This is a genomic window from Pseudarthrobacter sp. HLT1-7 (genome assembly GCF_059383435.1).
Genome location: NZ_JBWZCH010000004.1, coordinates 52,978 through 69,992 on the forward strand (window position 1 = coordinate 52,978; position 17,015 = coordinate 69,992).

15 protein-coding genes and 1 tRNA gene are annotated in these 17,015 nt (G+C 65.7%); 10 read left to right on the plus strand and 6 right to left on the minus strand.

Going from position 1 to position 17,015, the window contains the following annotated elements; genetic code table 11:
• The first annotated feature begins 2 nt into the window (after positions 1–2).
• The 5 genes from AC50X6_RS05205 to pknB are packed head-to-tail and all read left to right on the plus strand — an operon-like array spanning position 3 to position 8,438.
• Positions 3–1,697, plus strand: a complete 1,695-nt coding sequence (locus tag AC50X6_RS05205; protein ID WP_494965202.1) for a PP2C family protein-serine/threonine phosphatase — start codon at positions 3–5, stop codon at positions 1,695–1,697.
• Complete coding sequence (locus AC50X6_RS05210) at positions 1,694–3,163, plus strand: FtsW/RodA/SpoVE family cell cycle protein (RefSeq protein WP_494965203.1); 1,470 nt, start codon at positions 1,694–1,696, stop codon at positions 3,161–3,163. Before AC50X6_RS05205 ends, AC50X6_RS05210 begins: the two co-directional genes overlap by 4 nt.
• Positions 3,160–4,614 carry a peptidoglycan D,D-transpeptidase FtsI family protein gene (locus AC50X6_RS05215; RefSeq protein WP_494965204.1) on the plus strand — a complete coding sequence of 485 codons (1,455 nt, stop codon included), beginning with the start codon at positions 3,160–3,162 and terminating at the stop codon, positions 4,612–4,614. Before AC50X6_RS05210 ends, AC50X6_RS05215 begins: the two co-directional genes overlap by 4 nt.
• Positions 4,611–6,494 (plus strand): protein kinase domain-containing protein, encoded by a 1,884-nt coding sequence (locus AC50X6_RS05220; RefSeq protein WP_494965205.1) that lies wholly within the window; start codon positions 4,611–4,613, stop codon positions 6,492–6,494. The genes AC50X6_RS05215 and AC50X6_RS05220 overlap by 4 nt, the downstream gene beginning before the upstream one ends.
• A gap of 6 nt (positions 6,495–6,500) precedes the next feature.
• Positions 6,501–8,438 (plus strand): Stk1 family PASTA domain-containing Ser/Thr kinase, encoded by a 1,938-nt coding sequence (gene pknB, locus AC50X6_RS05225; RefSeq protein ID WP_494965206.1) that lies wholly within the window; start codon positions 6,501–6,503, stop codon positions 8,436–8,438.
• Positions 8,439–8,454: 16 nt separating this feature from the next.
• Here the strand turns inward: pknB and AC50X6_RS05230 are convergent, their stop codons facing one another.
• Positions 8,455–9,096: an aminodeoxychorismate/anthranilate synthase component II gene (locus AC50X6_RS05230; protein WP_494965207.1), complete on the minus strand. Its 642-nt coding sequence runs from the start codon at positions 9,094–9,096 to the stop codon at positions 8,455–8,457.
• Positions 9,093–9,341 carry a hypothetical protein gene (locus tag AC50X6_RS05235; RefSeq protein WP_494965208.1) on the minus strand — a complete coding sequence of 83 codons (249 nt, stop codon included), beginning with the start codon at positions 9,339–9,341 and terminating at the stop codon, positions 9,093–9,095. Before AC50X6_RS05235 ends, AC50X6_RS05230 begins: the two co-directional genes overlap by 4 nt.
• A gap of 176 nt (positions 9,342–9,517) precedes the next feature.
• Between AC50X6_RS05235 and AC50X6_RS05240 the strand changes: the two genes are divergently transcribed.
• The 3 genes from AC50X6_RS05240 to AC50X6_RS05250 all read left to right on the plus strand — a co-directional run bounded on the left by AC50X6_RS05240 (position 9,518) and on the right by AC50X6_RS05250 (position 11,374).
• Positions 9,518–9,772 carry a cell division protein CrgA gene (locus AC50X6_RS05240; protein ID WP_326966999.1) on the plus strand — a complete coding sequence of 85 codons (255 nt, stop codon included), beginning with the start codon at positions 9,518–9,520 and terminating at the stop codon, positions 9,770–9,772.
• Positions 9,773–9,870: 98 nt separating this feature from the next.
• Positions 9,871–10,476 (plus strand): DNA-3-methyladenine glycosylase I, encoded by a 606-nt coding sequence (locus tag AC50X6_RS05245; RefSeq protein ID WP_326967056.1) that lies wholly within the window; start codon positions 9,871–9,873, stop codon positions 10,474–10,476.
• A 568-nt stretch (positions 10,477–11,044) separates the two neighbouring features.
• Positions 11,045–11,374: a hypothetical protein gene (locus AC50X6_RS05250; RefSeq protein ID WP_494965209.1), complete on the plus strand. Its 330-nt coding sequence runs from the start codon at positions 11,045–11,047 to the stop codon at positions 11,372–11,374.
• Positions 11,375–12,199: 825 nt separating this feature from the next.
• Here AC50X6_RS05250 and AC50X6_RS05255 read toward each other — a convergent pair.
• Complete coding sequence (locus AC50X6_RS05255) at positions 12,200–13,081, minus strand: rhomboid family intramembrane serine protease (RefSeq protein ID WP_494965210.1); 882 nt, start codon at positions 13,079–13,081, stop codon at positions 12,200–12,202.
• A 9-nt stretch (positions 13,082–13,090) separates the two neighbouring features.
• Positions 13,091–13,636, minus strand: coding sequence for a peptidylprolyl isomerase (locus AC50X6_RS05260; RefSeq protein ID WP_326967003.1), 546 nt, complete (start codon positions 13,634–13,636; stop codon positions 13,091–13,093).
• Between the two features lie 155 nt (positions 13,637–13,791).
• Between AC50X6_RS05260 and AC50X6_RS05265 the strand changes: the two genes are divergently transcribed.
• Together AC50X6_RS05265 and AC50X6_RS05270 are read left to right on the plus strand one after the other, a co-directional pair.
• The gene (locus AC50X6_RS05265; protein ID WP_494965211.1) at positions 13,792–14,811 is read left to right on the plus strand and encodes a hypothetical protein; all 1,020 of its coding nucleotides are present in this window, start codon (positions 13,792–13,794) and stop codon (positions 14,809–14,811) included.
• Between the two features lie 210 nt (positions 14,812–15,021).
• On the plus strand, positions 15,022–15,897 hold the full coding sequence (locus tag AC50X6_RS05270) for a glycosyltransferase family 2 protein (protein ID WP_494965212.1): 876 nt from the start codon (positions 15,022–15,024) through the stop codon (positions 15,895–15,897).
• Between the two features lie 2 nt (positions 15,898–15,899).
• On the opposite strand, the gene AC50X6_RS05275 is transcribed toward AC50X6_RS05270, so the two are convergent.
• Positions 15,900–16,814, minus strand: a complete 915-nt coding sequence (locus tag AC50X6_RS05275; protein WP_494965213.1) for a DMT family transporter — start codon at positions 16,812–16,814, stop codon at positions 15,900–15,902.
• Between the two features lie 123 nt (positions 16,815–16,937).
• A tRNA-Ala gene (locus tag AC50X6_RS05280) sits at positions 16,938–17,013 on the minus strand.
• Positions 17,014–17,015: the final 2 nt, after the last annotated feature.

Genomic DNA, 17,015 nt, shown 5'->3' on the forward strand with positions numbered 1-17,015 from the left:
CCATGGCTGCACCGGACCGCCCCGCAGACCAGGCAGCAGGACAAGGAGCCGCCCCGACGCGGCCGCTCGTCATGCGTTACGCCGCGCGGTCGGACGTCGGCCGTGTTCGCGCCAAGAATGACGACTCGGCTTACGCGGGCCGGCACCTCGCTGTCGTAGCCGACGGCATGGGCGGCCACGCCGGCGGCGATGTGGCCTCGGCCGCGACCGTGCTGGACATGATCCATCTGGACCATGACAACCACGACGGCGACGCCGAAACCGTCCTCGCCGACGAGATCCAGACCGCCAACTCGCTGCTTTCCGAACTGGTACACATCAACCCCAAGCTTGCGGGCATGGGCACCACGGTCACAGCGCTGCTCCTGGCCGACGGCAAGCTCCATTTTGCCCACATCGGAGATTCCCGCGCCTACCGGCTGCGTAACGGTGACTTCGAACAGGTCAGCGTGGACCACACGTTCGTCCAGCGCCTCATCGACGAGGGCCGGCTGCGCCCCGAAGAGGCGGAAACGCACCCGCACAAGAACGTCCTGATGCGCGTTCTGGGCGACGTCGACGCGAGCCCCGAGCTGGACCTCGACACCCTCGAGGTCCAGTCAGGTGAGCGCTGGCTGCTCTGCTCCGACGGCCTGAACTACGTCGCCGGACACGTCGTGGAGCGCACCGTCCGCGAGACCAAGAGCCTGCGCGACTGCGCCGAACGCCTGGTCGAACTCACCCTCGAAGCCGGCGCCCCGGACAATGTCACCGTTGTTTTGGTGGACATCGCCGAACAGACGCCCGACGACGTCCGGACCGCCGCCGTCGAAATCGTCGCGGCCCCGGCTGCAGCGGCGAGCGTCACGGCCGTTATCACGGCAGACAGGACTGCCGCAGCGTCCACGGATGCCGGCGCAGCGGAAACCGGCAGCACCTTTGGCGCCCCCGCGGAGCCCGCCGATTCCCCGACGACCGACGACGGGACGCGGGCCGGGCGGGCGGCAGACAAGGGAACGGACACGAAAGAGCCCGAGACGACCACCGACCCGCACCTCGGCGAGCATCTCTCGGCAGAAGTCCTCCGGGAGGAGCTCTCCGGCCGCCCGCACGAGCTCGTGGGCGCCGCCGCCTCCGCAGCGGAGTCGGGATCCATCCCGTCCATTGCCGGACGCACCGTGGCCCGACGGGCGGCCACGGTGCTTACCCACAAAGCGGAGCAGGTCACGGAGGAAGCCGGGGAGTACAAGCCGGCCCGGCGCCGCTGGCTCACTGTCTCCGTTGCAGCGGCCATCGTGGCGCTGCTGGCCGTTGGCCTGTGGCTCGGCTATGCCTGGACCCAAACGCGGTACTACATCGGCGAACAAGACCAGCACGTGGCGATCTTCAACGGGGTTTCCCAGCGACTGGGACCCATCCAGCTCTCCACCCTGGAAGCGGTGACCAAAATCCGGATGTCAGACCTCCCCGAATTCTCCCAACAGCGCGTGCGCCAGACGGTCCCCGCGCGGGACCTCTACGACGCGCAGCGGATCGTGAAGAACCTTGAGCGGACCGGCACCACGGCACCCGCGGATGAATGCCTCACTCCCTCCACTGCAGCCACCGCCACCGGGGCTAACCCCAGCCCCGGGGCCACCGGGACGGCCGCACCGTCGGCCGCTCCGACGGCGCCCGCTCCGACGACGGCCGCTCCCGGTTGCGAGGGGGACAAGTGACAACGATCGAGACCGCCCCCAAGCCGCGTCGGAACGTTGAACTCGTCCTGCTGGTGCTCGCACTCGTCGTCGGCATCGGTGCGCAGGCACTCGTTGGCGTGGACAAGCAGAAAGCCTTCGATACGGATTTCTGGTTCCAGTCGAGCCTGCTGGCCGCCGCAGCGCTGGCTTTCCACGTCGTGCTGCGCCTCCGGGCCAAATATGCCGACCCGGTAATACTTCCGCTTGTGGTGGCACTCAACGGCCTCGGCCTCGCCATGATCCACCGGCTGGACAGGGTGGGCGAAGACACCGGCAACAACCAGCTGCGCTGGACGCTGGTGGCAATGGCCGTCTCAATCGCCGTGATCTGGTTCCTCAAGGACCACAGGGTCCTCCGCCGTTTCACCTACATCTCGCTGGCTGCCAGCGCGGTACTCCTGATCCTGCCGCTGGTCCCCGGCATCACCGCCGGTGAAATCCTGGGTGCGAGGGTATGGATCCGGTTCGGCTCCATGACCTTCCAGCCGGGCGAAATTGCCAAGATCACCCTCGCTATATTCTTTGCCGGGTATCTTTCCTCGAACCGGGACCTCATCCTGCTGGCCGGCAGGAAAATCGGGCCGGTCCAGTTCCCCCGGTTCAAGGACATGGGCCCCATGCTCGCGGCCTGGCTTGTGAGCATCGGCGTGCTGATCTTCCAGCGCGACCTGGGCTCCTCGATCCTGTTCTTCGGACTCTTCCTTGTGATGATCTACGTCGCCACCAGCCGCATCAGCTGGGTGATCATCGGCGTCGTTCTGATCGCAGCCGGCGGCTTTGTCGCCTCACGGGCGTTCTCCCACGTGGCGCTGCGGATCGACGGCTGGATGAACGCCTTCACCGACGAAGTCTACGGACGCGAGTTCGGCGGCAGCCTGCAGATCGTCGAGGGCCTCTTCGGGATGGCCAACGGCGGACTGGTCGGCACGGGCTTCGGCCAGGGCCGTCCCAATCTGGTGCCCTTCGCCAACAGCGACATGATCATCGCTTCCTTCGGCGAGGAGCTTGGACTGATCGGGCTCTTCGCCATCGTCCTGATGTACCTGCTGCTCTTCACGCGCGGCTTCCGCGCCGCCCTGGGAACCCGTGACGCCTTCGGGAAACTGCTCGCAACCGGGCTCTCCTTCGCCATCGCACTGCAGTGCTTCGTGGTCATCGGCGGCGTCACCCGGCTCATCCCGCTCACCGGACTCACGACGCCGTTCCTCGCGGCCGGCGGGTCCTCACTGTTGGCCAACTGGATCATCGTGGGTCTGCTCCTGATGATCTCGCACACGGCGCGGGGCCCCGTGGACACCACACCGCTGCCGCCCGGCCAGGTGCCGGATGCCGGCAAGGACACCCCTGCGGCGCCTTCGAGGCCCGCTTCCGCCGGCACCGGCCGGGACAGCCAGGCCGGCCGGAACAGTCCGGAAGCCCCCACCGAGGCGGTGAAGCAGCTGTGAACCAGGCCATTCGCAGTTCATGGATAGCCGCGATCACCATGTTTGCGCTGATCTTCGGGGCGCTCAGCTTCGTCCAGGTGATCGGTGCCGACGACCTCAAGGCCAATGCCTGGAACAAGCGCACCCTCCTGCAGAACTACTGCAACGACCGGGGCGCGATCATCGTCGGCGGCACCCCGGTTGCCGAGTCCGTGCCTGCCACCGAGAGCTGCCAGTTCCAGCGCACCTACACCCAGCCGCAGCTGTACGCCGGGATCACCGGCTACTTCTCCAGGAGCTTCGGCCTGACGGGGCTGGAGAAGGCAATGAACCGGGAGCTCGAGGGGAGCTCGGACCAGCTCTTCCTGGACCGGATCGGCCAGCTCTTCCTGGGTAACCAGCCCAAGGGCGCCTCGGTGGAACTGACGCTCGACCCCAAGATCCAGAAGCTCGCCTACGACCTCATCCCCGACGGACAGCGAGGTTCGATCGTGGTGACGAACCCGAAAACCGGCGCCATCCTTGCGATGGTGTCCAAGCCGTCCTACGATCCCAACCTGATTGCCACCCAGGACACGGATGCCGAGGCCGCCAACATCAATGAACTCAACAAGGTCCCCGGGATCAACTTGAACCAGAACGTCAGTGGGCCCACCGGCGCCCTGCTGGCCCCCGGCTCGGTCTTCAAGCTCGTGGACACGGCGGCGGCGCTCAGCTCGGGCAAATACAACAAGGACAGTGTGTTGCCCAACCCGGCGGAAATGCCCTTCCCCGGCATCCAGTACAAACTCCCCAACTACGCCGGCGGCAACTGCTACACCCGGGATACGGCCACCTTCGCGTTTGCGCTGCAGCAGTCGTGCAACACTCCCTTCGCCAGCATCGCCCTGGATCTGGGCGAGAAGGCGATCGCCGACCAGTCGGAGAAATTCGGTTTCGGCCAGGAGATTGGCGACCAGCTGAAGCTGGACGCCGCCACAAAGGGCTTCCCCACGGACCTCGACGACGCCTCGCTGGCCCAGTCGGCGATCGGCCAGCGTGATGTCCGGGCCACCCCGCTCCAGATCAACCAAATGACGTCCGCAATCGCCAACGGCGGAGTCCAGCTGCAGCCTAACCTGATCAAGGCCGTACGATCCCCGGACCTGCGGACCATCAGCGAGCCGAAACCCCGGACCCTGCGGACCTCCACGACGCCGGAGATCGCGCGGCAGATCAACGAGTGGATGGTCAGTGTAGTCACCGACGGCATCGCCCGCGGGGCTGCCGTACCCGGGTTCAAGGTAGCCGGCAAGACCGGCACCGCGGAGCTCGGCAACGGTTTGAACAACTCATGGTTTACCGGGTTTGCCCCGGCGAATGACCCGCAAGTGGCTGTCACCATCGTCATGGAAGGCGTAGACATCACCACCGGCGCGCAGCTAACCAGTCCGAACGCGAAGAAGATTTTTGAGGCGGTGTTGAACAAGTGAGGCCTACATCGGGAATCACCCTCGGCGGCAGATTCCAGCTGACCACACGCATTGCGATCGGCGGCATGGGAGAGGTCTGGAAGGCCAAGGACCTGATACTGGGTCGCATCGTGGCCATCAAGGTACTCAAGGAGGAGTACACCGGCGACCCCGGCTTCCTCCAGCGCTTCCGGGCCGAGGCGCGCCACACCGCGCTCCTGAACCACGTGGGAATCGCCAACGTCTTTGACTACGGCGAGGAAGAAGGCTCCGCCTACCTCGTGATGGAACTGGTTCCGGGCCAGCCGCTGAGCAGCATTATCGAACACGAACAGGTGCTCTCCCCGGACCGGACCCTGTCGATGATCGCGCAGACTGCACGGGCCCTCTCGGTCGCCCACAAGCAGGGTCTGGTGCACCGTGACGTCAAACCGGGCAACCTGCTCATCACCCCTGACGGCCGCGTCAAGGTCACCGACTTCGGCATCGCCCGCCTGGCGGACCAGGTTCCGCTGACCCAGACCGGACAAGTTATGGGCACGGCCCAGTACCTGGCCCCGGAGCAGGCCACCGGTCAGCTCGCCACCGGCGCCTCGGACATCTACGCGCTCGGCGTGATCGGCTACGAGTGCCTCACCGGCCACCGGCCATTCTCCGGCGAATCCCAGATCGCCATCGCTCTGGCACAGGTCAACGACGCCCCGCCGCCGCTTCCGGAGACCCTGCCCAGGCCCGTCCGTGCCCTGCTGATGTCGATGCTGGCGAAGGATCCGAAGAACCGCCCGGCCGACGCCCTCAAGCTCTCCGAGGCAGCTGAAGCCATCCGCAACGGCGACATCCCTGCGGCCCACGCCGCCGTCCCCGGCATGCTGCTCTACGAGGCGGCACCCGGCGCCGTCACGGCGCCGGTGGACATCCCCACCGCGGCTACGGGGGTGATCGGCGCGGCAGACCGTTCGACGTCGGCCACCTCCGCACTTCCTGTGGTGGGCTCCGCCGGCGCAGGTGCCGCCGCAGCTCTGGCGGCCGGCGCCGGCGCGGCCGACGCCGGGACGAGCAACACCCTCTCGCGCGCCGACGCCCTCGCGGCGGAACGCAATTGGGAGCAGGAGGACGACGACTACGACGAGCCGGTGGATGAGCCGCGGCGCCGCGGCCGGAGTCCCTGGACGTGGCCGCTGATCGCCCTGATCCTGCTGGTGCTCTTTTCCCTCGTGGGCGTCGTCCTGACCCAGGCCGGAATCCTCTTCCCGCCGCAGTCGCCGGCCAGCAGCAGCGCCGTATCCACGAGTGCTACCGCAAACACCACGTCCAGCAGCACCAGCGCCCCGCCCACGTCCAAGAGCCCCAGCCCCACCAGCAGCTCCGCGACGCCCACGCAGTCCACCCCGCCTGCGATCGTCTTGGTCCCGGAGGAGTTCCTGGGCCGGCCCTTCACCGATGTCCGCAGCGAGCTGATCGGAATGAAGCTGCAAGTCACCGGCGCCGAGGTCTTCAACAACGCGACTCCTGGAACTGTCACAAATATTGACCCTTCGGGACAGGTGCAGTCCGGGCAGACCATCACGGTGACGTACTCCAAGGGACCGGAAACAAAGGCGCCGGAGTCCGTCCCGGTCCCACCCATCCAGTCCGGTGCCAGCGAAACTGCAGTGCAGCAGGCCATCCAGAACGCCGGCTTCCGCTGGGCCAAGGGGGATCCCATGGATCCCACGTCCAAGAAGGAGCCCGCCGGCACATTTGTCAGCTCAGAGCCTGCTTCCGGGGCCAAAGCCCCGGCCGGATCCTTGGTGACCTACCACCTGGCCAAGGCCCCGGCTCCGGCCGCCGGCCCCCTGCCGGACTGCAAGGCAACCGAGCCGCCCGGGACCCCGCCCACCTGCAAAAAGGCCACCCCGTAGGTCATGATGACTAATTCACCCCGCACACCGTCACACCGGGAGGACCGCCGCCCCGTGAACACCCAGCGCGTCCTGAGTGGGCGCTACGAGCTGGGCGAACTGATCGGACGCGGCGGCATGGCGGATGTGTTCCGCGGCACGGACACGCGTCTGGGGCGCACCGTCGCGGTGAAGCTGCTGCGCCCGGACCTGGCCAGGGACCCGCAATTCCAGGCGAGGTTCAAGCGCGAGGCGCAGGCCGTCGCCGCGCTCAACCACCCCTCCATTGTCGCCATCTTCGACACCGGAGACCATGCCGTACCCGGCGACCACGAGGACACCGTCCGGGTGCCCTACATCGTGATGGAGTTCGTGCCCGGTAAGACCATCCGCGAGCTTATCCGGGCCAGGGAAATCGCGATCGATCAGGCGATCGACTTCACCCTGGGTGTCCTTTCGGCGCTCGACTACAGCCACAAGGCCGGAATCGTCCACCGCGACATCAAACCGGCCAATGTGATGTTCTGCCCGGACACCAACAGCATCAAAGTCATGGACTTCGGCATCGCCCGCGCCATGGCGGACTCGGGTGCCACCATGACGCAGACCCAGGCGGTGGTGGGCACCGCCCAGTACCTGTCACCTGAGCAGGCCCGAGGCGAGACCGTGGACGCCCGTAGCGATCTCTACTCGGCCGGCTGCCTGCTGTACGAGATGCTGACCGGCCGCCCTCCGTTTGTCGGGGACAGCCCGGTGTCGGTGGCCTACCAGCATGTCCGGGAGATCCCGGAGCTCGCCAGCAGCCTGAACCCGGACATCTCCGAAGCCCTGGACAGTGTCCTGATGAAGGCGCTGCAGAAGAACCGGGCGGACCGTTTCCAGGATGCCGCAGCCTTCCGCCGGGCGCTCCGGGCCGCGCGCAGCGGCGTCGGCGTTGCGCCTCTCGCCGCCAGTGAGGCCCCGACCGACCCGAACGACCATGTTCCGGCGTCGGACGGCACACCGACAGCAGCCTTCACCATGACCGGGGCGAAGTTCCTTGACGAGACACCTGGCGGCAGGCGACGGCCTTCCCCGGAAGCCCTAGGTGACCACAATGCCCCTCCGGTCCAAAGCTATGGCGTCTCGGACACGGGCAGCCTGCCCCTGGTCCTCCCGGCCGGACGCGAGCGTACCCCGCGTCAGTTGTCTCGCCGCCGGACCTGGATTACTACCCTCGCCATCCTCACGGTCCTGGTCTTGACCGGCGGCGGACTGTGGCTCTACAACATGATGAACCAGGCCCCGCCGCCGGTAGCCAAAGTTCTGGTTCCGACGGTGACGTCACTCACGGAGTCCGAGGCGCTGCAGAAGCTCTACAACGTTGGGCTCAAACCCCAGCTCAACCGGATGCAGGATGAAACCATCGGCAAGGGCAGCGCGATCGGCACGGCACCGTCCGCGGGCAGTTCCCTGGACCCAAATTCGGCCATCACGCTCAACATCTCCGACGGTCCAAGCGTCGTCACCATCCCCGCGGACCTGCCCGGCCGGACCGAGGCAGCTGCGCGCGATGTCCTCCGCCAGAAGGGCCTCACCGGTGCGCCGGGGACCACCATGTCCAACAGCCCCACGGTGCCGGCCGGGCTGGTGATCTCCACGAACCCCGCGCCGGGCCAGAATGTGGCCGTCGGCAGCACGGTGGAGCTCATCGTCTCCACGGGAAAAGTAGCCGTTCCCCAGCTCATCGGCAGGCCACAGGCTGAGGCGGAAGCTGCCCTGAAGGAGCTCGGACTGATCCTCAAGGTCACGGAAGTCGAGAATTCCCAGGTGGAACCGGGGAAGGTCACGGGCCAGAGCGACGCTGCGGGAGCCCAGGTCGAACAGGGAAAAGCCATCACCGTCACGGTGGCCAAGGCCCCGGTACCCCCGCCGACCCCAACACCGACCCCAACACCGACCCCTTCGCCGTCCCCCAGCAAGTAGGGGCTTGTCCCCGGCCTCAGTGCTTGATCAGCGGGCTCAGTTCCGATGCCCGCCGGGCGGCGCCGGCCATTCCCAAAGATTCGAGCCAGTTGCCGAGCATCTGGTAGCCGCCCTCGGTCAGCACGGACTCCGGATGGAATTGCACTCCGCACAGTGGTGCGGTGCGGTGCTGCAGCCCCATCACGACGCCGGTCGCCGTCTCGGCGGTGACCTCCAGGATCTCCGGGATGCTCTCCCGGACGGCCGACAGGGAGTGATAGCGCGTAGCGGTAAAGGGGGAAGGAAGTCCGGCGAAAAGGCCGGTCGCGCGATGTTCCACGAGCGAGGTCTTGCCGTGCATGAGCTCCGGGGCATGGGTGACTGTTCCCCCGTAGGCCTCGGCCAGAGCCTGGTGCCCCAGGCACACGCCGAGCATCGGCTTGTCGTGGCCGCCGCACCACTTGATCAGATCGATACAGATCCCGGCCCCGGCGGGGGTTCCCGGGCCCGGCGAGATGAGAACGCCGTCGCGCGCTTCCGCCAGCCCGGTCGCCTCGGCGAGGGTAACGTCGTCGTTCCGGACAACGGTGGTCTCCGCGCCGAGTTCCTGGAGGTATCCCACCAGGGTGTAGACGAAGCTGTCGTAGTTGTCGACGACCAGAATTTTGGTAGCGCTCATGGGTGCCTTGCCGAACCAATCGTTGAATCAGTGAACTGGGTGAATTGTGCCATCCAGGGAATAAGGTGCTGAACCATCAATACCAGCACCCCGGCGGCCAGCACCAGCGCGGTGACGACGCGAAACCTGTCGCCGGGCAGCAGGGCGTCAGGGCGTCGAAATTGAACAGGACGGCGCCGTGCGTCTGCCGGTGGCCGGCCACGGCGAAGTTTCCCGACGGCGGATCTCTCCTGCAACTGCAGCATCCGGCTTCTCCCTCTGGACGGTCGCGGCGGGCACGGGCGTGGCCCGAACTACAGCTAGAATTGGCTGCGAGTAAGCATTCACCCTTGATCAAGAGCGTGTTGGCCGCCGGCGTTTTACCTTCTTGCAGGATATCAAGCCGCGGTGCCGCTCCTGTTCCAGCCGCCTAGGAGGACCCGTGCCCGAGTCAAAGCCGCGTAAGAGGACTGCCCGCGAGACGCCGCAGACTTCGGCCGCGCAGGCCAACAAGCCAAACGCGGTCTGGTTCAAGCCGGTGATGTTCGGCCTCATGATCATTGGGCTGTTCTGGATCATCACCTTCTACATCAGCGAGGGTGTCTTTCCGGTGCAGGCCTGGGGTGCAGGGAACATTGTGGCCGGGTTCGGCATCGCAATCGTCGGCTTCCTGATGACCACCCGCTGGCGCTCCTGAGCCAACCGCCCCACGGAGGACTGACTCCCGTCCGCGGCATAGTCCGGCTGTGGGAACTGTACTGATTCGGCCACTACCAACTGCTGGTGAGGAAGAGTATGGCTCCGGGCGTCAACGGCACCGTGATCGGCGAGGACGGCCTGGCCCGTCCGGTGTGGGCGTCGGCCGACCCGATGCTGCGCGAATATTACGACACTGAGTGGGGCCTGCCGGTCCGCGATGAACAGGGCCTGTATGAACGCATCAGCCTCGAGGCTTTCCAGGCGGGGCTGTCCTGGGCCACCATTCTTCGAAAGCGGCCGGCGTTCCGGACCGCGTTCCACCACTTTCATCCCGAGACGGTAGCGGCCTTCACCGAGTCCGACGTCGAACGCCTGCTGCTGGACGCCGGGATTGTCCGGAACCGGCTGAAGATCCGGGCGGCCATCACCAACGCCCAGGCAACAATCGCACTGAGGAACGACGGCGGTCTGGTCGACTTCGTGTGGGCGTTCCAACCGGATTCCACTCCTGAGCCGACATCCCATGACCAGATCCCCACAACCTCGGCGGAATCCATTGCACTGTCCAAAGCACTCCGCAAGCGGGGGTTCGCCTTCGTCGGCCCCACCACCATGTATGCCCTGATGGAAGCCATCGGGATCGTTGATACCCATCTGCTCGACAGCCATCGGCGCGGCAGCTCCCGGGTCTGGACGCGCTGACCACCGTCCGCGCCGGTGTGTACAACTTTGCACAAGTTGTCCACACTTGTTGATAAACCGGCGGGGCGGTCGGCCCGGATGACCGCCGGCACGGCGCGCTGTTGCCGTCCACGCGCCCATCCCACACAGAAGCCAAGGGTGAACTACAACCGTGTGAGTTACTAACACTGTGGATAGCCTGTGGATAAATTTCCCGGCCAATCCTTCGTGCGACGCCCGGTGCACAGCATTCGATGCAAAGCACTAGAGGCGCGGTGGGCCCGGCCGAACCCGAACAGCCACCGCGGACCCCGCGGCATCATCATCACTCACGCCGGGCCTCCGGCCACGGACCACCGCGTGATGGCGTATTACGTCGGAATTCCAATACTCAGAAGCCGGGAACGGCACCACGCCCGTCAGTCGGCCGGCGTCGTCGTAGGTGTACTCGCTACGGTGTCGGTGGCCCGCGGACTATAAAGCACTCGAGGCGTAGCTGCGCAGCGCGTCCGGGTCGACGACGGCCGCGACGCAGGACCCCGCCGTCAAGAGCGCCGCCTATCCCGTCCAGCGGATGAAGGGCGTGGAGGTGCGCACTCCGACGCGCGTCGTGACGCCCAGCCCCCTGAGGATCACCCTGGTGCCGGTTTGGGCGGGCGGCGCCGACGAGTTGAACCCGATCCTTGCCAGTCCCGCATCGGGCAAACCCTCACAGATGCTCGCCGCGGTGACCGACGGCGAGCAGGGCGTGTGGGTCTCCGATGGCTCTGGCGGAGCGCTGGCGGTGGACAGCTCGGGGCTGACAGTATCGGCCCTGCCGATCACACCCCAATGCACCGTGCGCGCCTGCGTCGGGATCTTCAACGAGCTGAAGTCCCCGAGCTTTGGGATCACATCCCGCGTGAACTCGAAGGACTAAGGTCCGTCAGGGATTTGAAACATCTGGTCGAACACCGGAGAGTTATCCACTTAACAACACTGCAGTACCCACAAGTTATCCACAGTTGGGGAAAACGCTCCGCTCCCCGGTCGCTCATGTTCCGTCCCGGGGCCCAGGACAAGCGATGCAGGGCGGGATAGTTTCACCATCAAGGTCTCAGAACTGTGAACAACTCTGTTGACATCGGGTCTCAATGTAGAGGGACCGTCCGCTACCGCCTGTGTTCAAGGCTTTCTTGCCGCCACGGCTCGCCTTGATCCGTCCAAAGGGAACCCCGAACCCGGGGTTTGTCCACTTAACCACAGGGCACTCTATTAAAGTTATCCACAATTGTGGACAGAATCGGCAGTATCGGCGGAAAATCGCCAGTAGTGGCCGTCAGATCCGGGTGGCCTCTATGAACTACATCGATGTAAGTTACCAACAGTGTGGATAACCCCTGTGGACAACTCTCGCGGCGCCTCCGGGCTCATCCGCGGGCGTGACCTTCTTGCCGTCATTCACGAGATGCTCCGTGGGAAGCGAACCGATGAGGCGGGGCGGGGCGCACCAGGCAGGGCGTGCAACGGCGGGGCGGCGAAACGTAGGACATGCCAGCGCGGCGCTAGTGGGCATCTTAGTTGGTTCGCCGGAGGTCCGGGCGCGGGCTCCGGGCGCGGTGGCCAGGCTCAAGGACATGCCCCGCGCCGTGGCCGGCGGGCGGACATAGTCCCATTCTGCCCAGTCCCGGGTGTGAAGAGTGGGCATGTCCCCCCGGCGCGAAAAGGCCCAGGCTGAACTTCGAATAACCGGCGAATATGACCGCTAGGCGTTGGACATCCGAAACATGGTGGCGGCGACCAGCAGAGCGAGGACGAGGACCAGGCCGCCGGCCTGCAGCAGGCCCTGCCGCTTGCCGCGGGGAGTGTAGGCGATGACGGCAGCGCAGAGGGCTCCCGTAACAAGGCCACCGAGATGTGCCTGCCAGGCAATCTGAGGGACCACAAAACCGATAGCGCCGTTGATGGCTATCAGGACCCACAACTGCCGTGTATCCCCGCCGCGATGGCGCTGGACCACGAGCATGGCCCCAAAGAGGCCAAAGATGGCGCCCGATGCGCCGACCACTCCGGTCAACGGCTGGCCGGGGCTGTAGGCGGGCGTCAGCAGGAAGAACCCTACCGACCCGCCCAGAGCGGAGAGCATATACACGGCCAGGAACCGGATCCGGCCCAGCAGGGGCTCCAGGGCCTGGCCAAAGATCCACAGCGTGTACATGTTCAGGACGATGTGCAGGATGAAGCCCTGGGAATGGAGGAACGCAGACGTCACCATGCGCCATGGCTCGAACACCCCGTACTCAGGAGTGGCATACACGGTGGCGAAGGCGAGGTTCCCATAGATCCCGTCGCTGGGAATCAGCCACTGCAGCATGTAGAGCACGGCGCACACCGCGATGATGGCGAAAGTGACCACGGGCTTGCCGGTGGCCACGGCCCCGCCGTAGACGGTCTTGACGTCCGGCGTCGTACGTTTTGTTTCGTTGACACAGTCAACGCACTGGAATCCGACGGCGGCCGCCCGCTGGCAGTCGGGGCACGCAGGGCGCCCGCACCGCTGGCAGCGCACATAGGCGGGCCGGTCCGGGTGCCGGGGGCACACCGGGATCTGCGCGGACGGCTCTGCCGCCGGAAGTCCGTAGCTCATGGGCTGGGCTTAGAGCTTTTCTACGTCAATGCTGTTGATGGTGACGTCCTCGACCGGACGGTCGCCCATTCCGGTGCGGACGCCCTCGATGGCGTCGACGACCTTCTTGGAGTCCTCATCGATAACCTCGCCGAAGATGCTGTGCTTGCCCTGCAGCCAGCCGGTGGGGATGGTGGTGATGAAGAACTGGGATCCGTTGGTTCCGCGGCCCATCTGGACGCCGGCATTCGCCATGGCCAGCTTGTAGGGTGCGTTGAAGGTGAGCTCCGGGTGGATCTCGTCGTCGAACTTGTAGCCGGGTCCGCCAACGCCGCGGCCCAGGGGATCGCCGGCCTGGACCATGAAATCCTTGATGATGCGGTGAAAGATGGTGCCGTTGTAGAGCGGCGTGCCCGTCTTGTCCTCGCCCGTTTCCGGGTGCGTCCAGGCCTTCTCTCCGGTGGCCAGTCCGACGAAGTTTTCTACCGTCTTGGGGGCATGGTTACCGAAGAGGTTGACGACGATGTCGCCCAGGCTCGTGTGGATGGTTGCTTTTGCAGTTGCGATGGCAGTCATAGGCCCTATTCTTCCATGAAGGGCCAATACAGACAGGGGCGGACGGCCAGTTCCGCGCTGGGTGAAATCGCCCCCGAATAGGGATGAAAAATAGCGGGTGAGGTCTGGGACACGTAGGCTAACTCCAGAAGCGTCACATTAATCGGGAGGTAGTTGTGAAGAAAACGGACCGTATTGCCCGTGAGCTGGAGCAGTCAGTCAGCACCGGAGTAGAGAACGCCAAGGACTGGGCAGCCCCGCGGGTTGAGGCAGCAGTCAACTGGGCTGTTCCGCGTCTGCAGCATGGCCTGGATAGCGCTTCTCCCAGAATCCAGGAGGGACTCAAATCGGCGGCCCACAATCTGGCCGGCGGCGTAGCCACGGTGACCCCGCGCATCCAGGACGGCCTGTCCCAGCTGGCGCCGAGGATCAACGACGCCGTCGACTCCGCGGCCCCGCGGCTTCACGGCGCCCTGGATAAGGCGACGCCGGTGATCGCCAGCGCCCGCGACCGCGTCGTCGACGACTACCTGCCCAGGCTCTCGGATCAGATCGGCCAGGCCTCAGAAGCAGTGCACCGCACGCTGGAAGGCACACCGGCCCGGGTCGATGCCGTCGCGCAGAAACTCGTCGACTCAGGCGTCATGCATAATATCCAGGCGCAGGCGCAGAGCGCCGGAGAGCAGCTCAAGGGCGTGGCCGATAAGGCCGGCAAGGCGGTCAGCGGCGAGATCGCCAAGCCGCAGAAGCCGAAAAAACACCGCGGACTGCTGATCTTCGGTGTCATCGCCGCAGCGGCTGCCGCGGGCGTTGCCGCCTGGAAGGCTTCCAAGCCGATCGAAGACCCGTGGAAGACACCGGCGCCCGTAACGCCCGCACCGGTCCCGGCCACCACCGTCACTGAGGTCGAGGATTCCCTCAAGGAGACCGCCGGCCAGGCAGGCACCGCGGCTGTAGCGGCGGCGGACAAGGCCGCCAAGGTTTCCGCTGAGACCGCAGACTCTGCGGATGATGCTGTCGATACGGCCGCAGACAAGGCCAGGCATGCCGCACCGGACGCCGGCGATGCCAAGGCCGCCTCCGCCAAGGTTGCAACCGACGCGAAGACCGCCGTGCGGAACATCGCCGCCAGCCTGACCCACGAAGCGGATAAATCCGGCGTGGACAAAACCGAAGCGGACAAGAACGGCAAGTAGTTGAACTTGTAGGCCGCATTCAGGCCGCCGGAGAGGGAGGGATTGCGCCACCGGCGCGATCCCTCCCTCTTTTGCGGGCTCCTTCCGATTTTTCCTGCTCCTTTCTCTTTCCTGATCCTCCCGACTTTGCATGATCCTCCTGAGGATCTTTCCCGCCTGAAAGGCAGGGCACCGGCCGTGGATTGTGGGGCAGGTGCTAAATTGATGGGGATGTCACCCGTTAGATCCCCCGAGGATGCCTTACACCCTGCTGTGTTGCCACCGGCCGTATCCATTGTCGTCCCGGCCTATAACGAGGAAAGTGTCATCCGGCAGTGCCTGATTGCGGCCGTGTACCAGTCCGTTCCGGCCCACGAGATCATCGTGGTGGACAACATGTCCACAGACCACACCGCCGCGATCGTGCGGCAGATGCAGCTGGAATACCCGGAGAGTCCCATCATCCTGCTTAGCCAGGCCACGGATCAGGGCCTGATCCCCACCCGCAACTTCGGCCTGGACCACGCCACCGGCGAAATTCTCGGACGGATCGACGCCGACTCCGTGCTGGAACCGGACTGGGTGGAACAGGTGCAAAAGGCCTTCGCCGACGAGTCTGTCCACGCCGCAACCGGCCCGGTGGTCTACTACGACATGCCCATGCGCCGCTTTGGACTCAAGGCCGACGACAAGATGCGTCAGTTGATGCTCAAGCTCGCCAAGCACCAGTATCACTTTCTCTTCGGGTCCAATATGGCCCTGCGACGCTCCGCCTGGGAGATCATCCGCAGCGAGGCCTGCCGTGACGAGAAGGACGAGATGCATGAAGACATCGATCTGTCCCTGCACCTCGCGGACCACGAGCTCCGGATCCAGTATTGGCCCCAGATGGTCTCCGGGATGTCAGCCAGGCGCCTCGAGGATTCACCCCGCGACTACCGCTACTACGTGACGCGCTTCGATCGCACGTACAAGGCACACAACGTCAAGAAGATGGCGCTGAAAGCCCCGATGGTCGTGTTCTTCTCGGTCTACTTCCCCGCGAAGCTTCTGCGCGCCCTCCACACCGTGAACACGGCCCAGCCCGCACGGCGCGGCGGCCAGTAAGTCTAGTCGGTTCCCAGCTCCGCGACCCGGGCGCCATTGCGCTTCACAGACCGTGAACCGCGCTGCCCCAGCACGACGACGGCGAGCCCCGCCATGATCATTCCCAGCCCGGCGTAGGTTCCGGCCGGCAGCGTCTCGGCCAGGAACGCGGCGGCCAGCAGTGCGGCGCCCGGAATCTCAAGCAGGATGATCATGGAAACCAGCAGCGGACTCATCGTGGCAAGCAGGTGGTTGAAGGCCGTGTGGCCGATCAGCTGCGCGCAGACAGTGATGGCCAGGATACCCAGCCAGCCGCCGGCGTCGAACCCTGCCAGCGGCTGCCGGGAAAACAGCGCCAGCACCGCGACAACGGCGGCGCACATGCCATAGCAGAGCGTCGTGTACACACCTGTACTCATGGTCTGCCGGGCCTTTCCCCCTGCCAGCGTGTAGATGCCTGCCAGGGCACCCCCAGCGACGGCGAGGAGGTCGCCCAGGAGCGCCCCGGGCGAGGTGCCCATATCGAACCCGGTGATCGCCACGACGCCGCCGAAGGCGATGCCCAGGCCGGCCAGGACCGGCCAGCGGTGTTTGACGCCCCGGAACAGCTGGAAGATCGCGATCCAGCCGGACTGCAGGCAGACCAGGGCGGTGGCTGCCGCCACGGACGTCAGTTGCAGGGAGGTGATGAAAAAGGCGAAGTGCAGCGCCAGGGCGACGGCGGCCGTAAGGGACCAGCGGAACTCCCTGCCGGTGACACGGCCGAAGTGGCCCGGGTTGCGGACCAGCACCGGCCCGGCCATAACGGCGGACCCGATCGCGTTGCGCCAGAACGCGATGGCGAGGGCACTGACCGAGGTGGCACCGAGGGTAGCGGCAATGAGCGGCCCGGAGGATGCCACGCCGAGCACTCCCACGGCGGCAAGGAAGAAGGTCACGGTCCAACAGTAGTTGGACGGCAGGAATCTCTGTGGACGCTTCCGGACCGGACGGCGCCCGGCGTGAGTATTCGGAGATGCAAAAAGCCCCGGACCGCGTTTCGGCGGTCCGGGGCTTTCCTATGGTGGAGGCACGGGGACTCGAACCCCGAACCCCCTGCTTGCAAAGCAGGTGCGCTACCAATTGCGCCATGCCCCCAT

What these genes read in the sequence shown, in the direction of transcription:
- AC50X6_RS05205 (WP_494965202.1), top strand. Translation starts at nt 3, where the DNA reads ATGGCTGCACCGGACCGCCCCGCAGACCAGGCAGCAGGACAAGGAGCC.
- AC50X6_RS05260 (WP_326967003.1), bottom strand. Translation starts at nt 13,636, where the DNA reads ATGACTGCCATCGCAACTGCAAAAGCAACCATCCACACGAGCCTGGGC.
- AC50X6_RS05245 (WP_326967056.1), top strand. Translation starts at nt 9,871, where the DNA reads ATGGCTCCGGGCGTCAACGGCACCGTGATCGGCGAGGACGGCCTGGCC.
- AC50X6_RS05255 (WP_494965210.1), bottom strand. Translation starts at nt 13,081, where the DNA reads ATGAGCTACGGACTTCCGGCGGCAGAGCCGTCCGCGCAGATCCCGGTG.
- AC50X6_RS05230 (WP_494965207.1), bottom strand. Translation starts at nt 9,096, where the DNA reads ATGAGCGCTACCAAAATTCTGGTCGTCGACAACTACGACAGCTTCGTC.
- AC50X6_RS05235 (WP_494965208.1), bottom strand. Translation starts at nt 9,341, where the DNA reads ATGCTGCAGTTGCAGGAGAGATCCGCCGTCGGGAAACTTCGCCGTGGC.
- AC50X6_RS05270 (WP_494965212.1), top strand. Translation starts at nt 15,022, where the DNA reads ATGTCACCCGTTAGATCCCCCGAGGATGCCTTACACCCTGCTGTGTTG.
- pknB (WP_494965206.1), top strand. Translation starts at nt 6,501, where the DNA reads ATGACTAATTCACCCCGCACACCGTCACACCGGGAGGACCGCCGCCCC.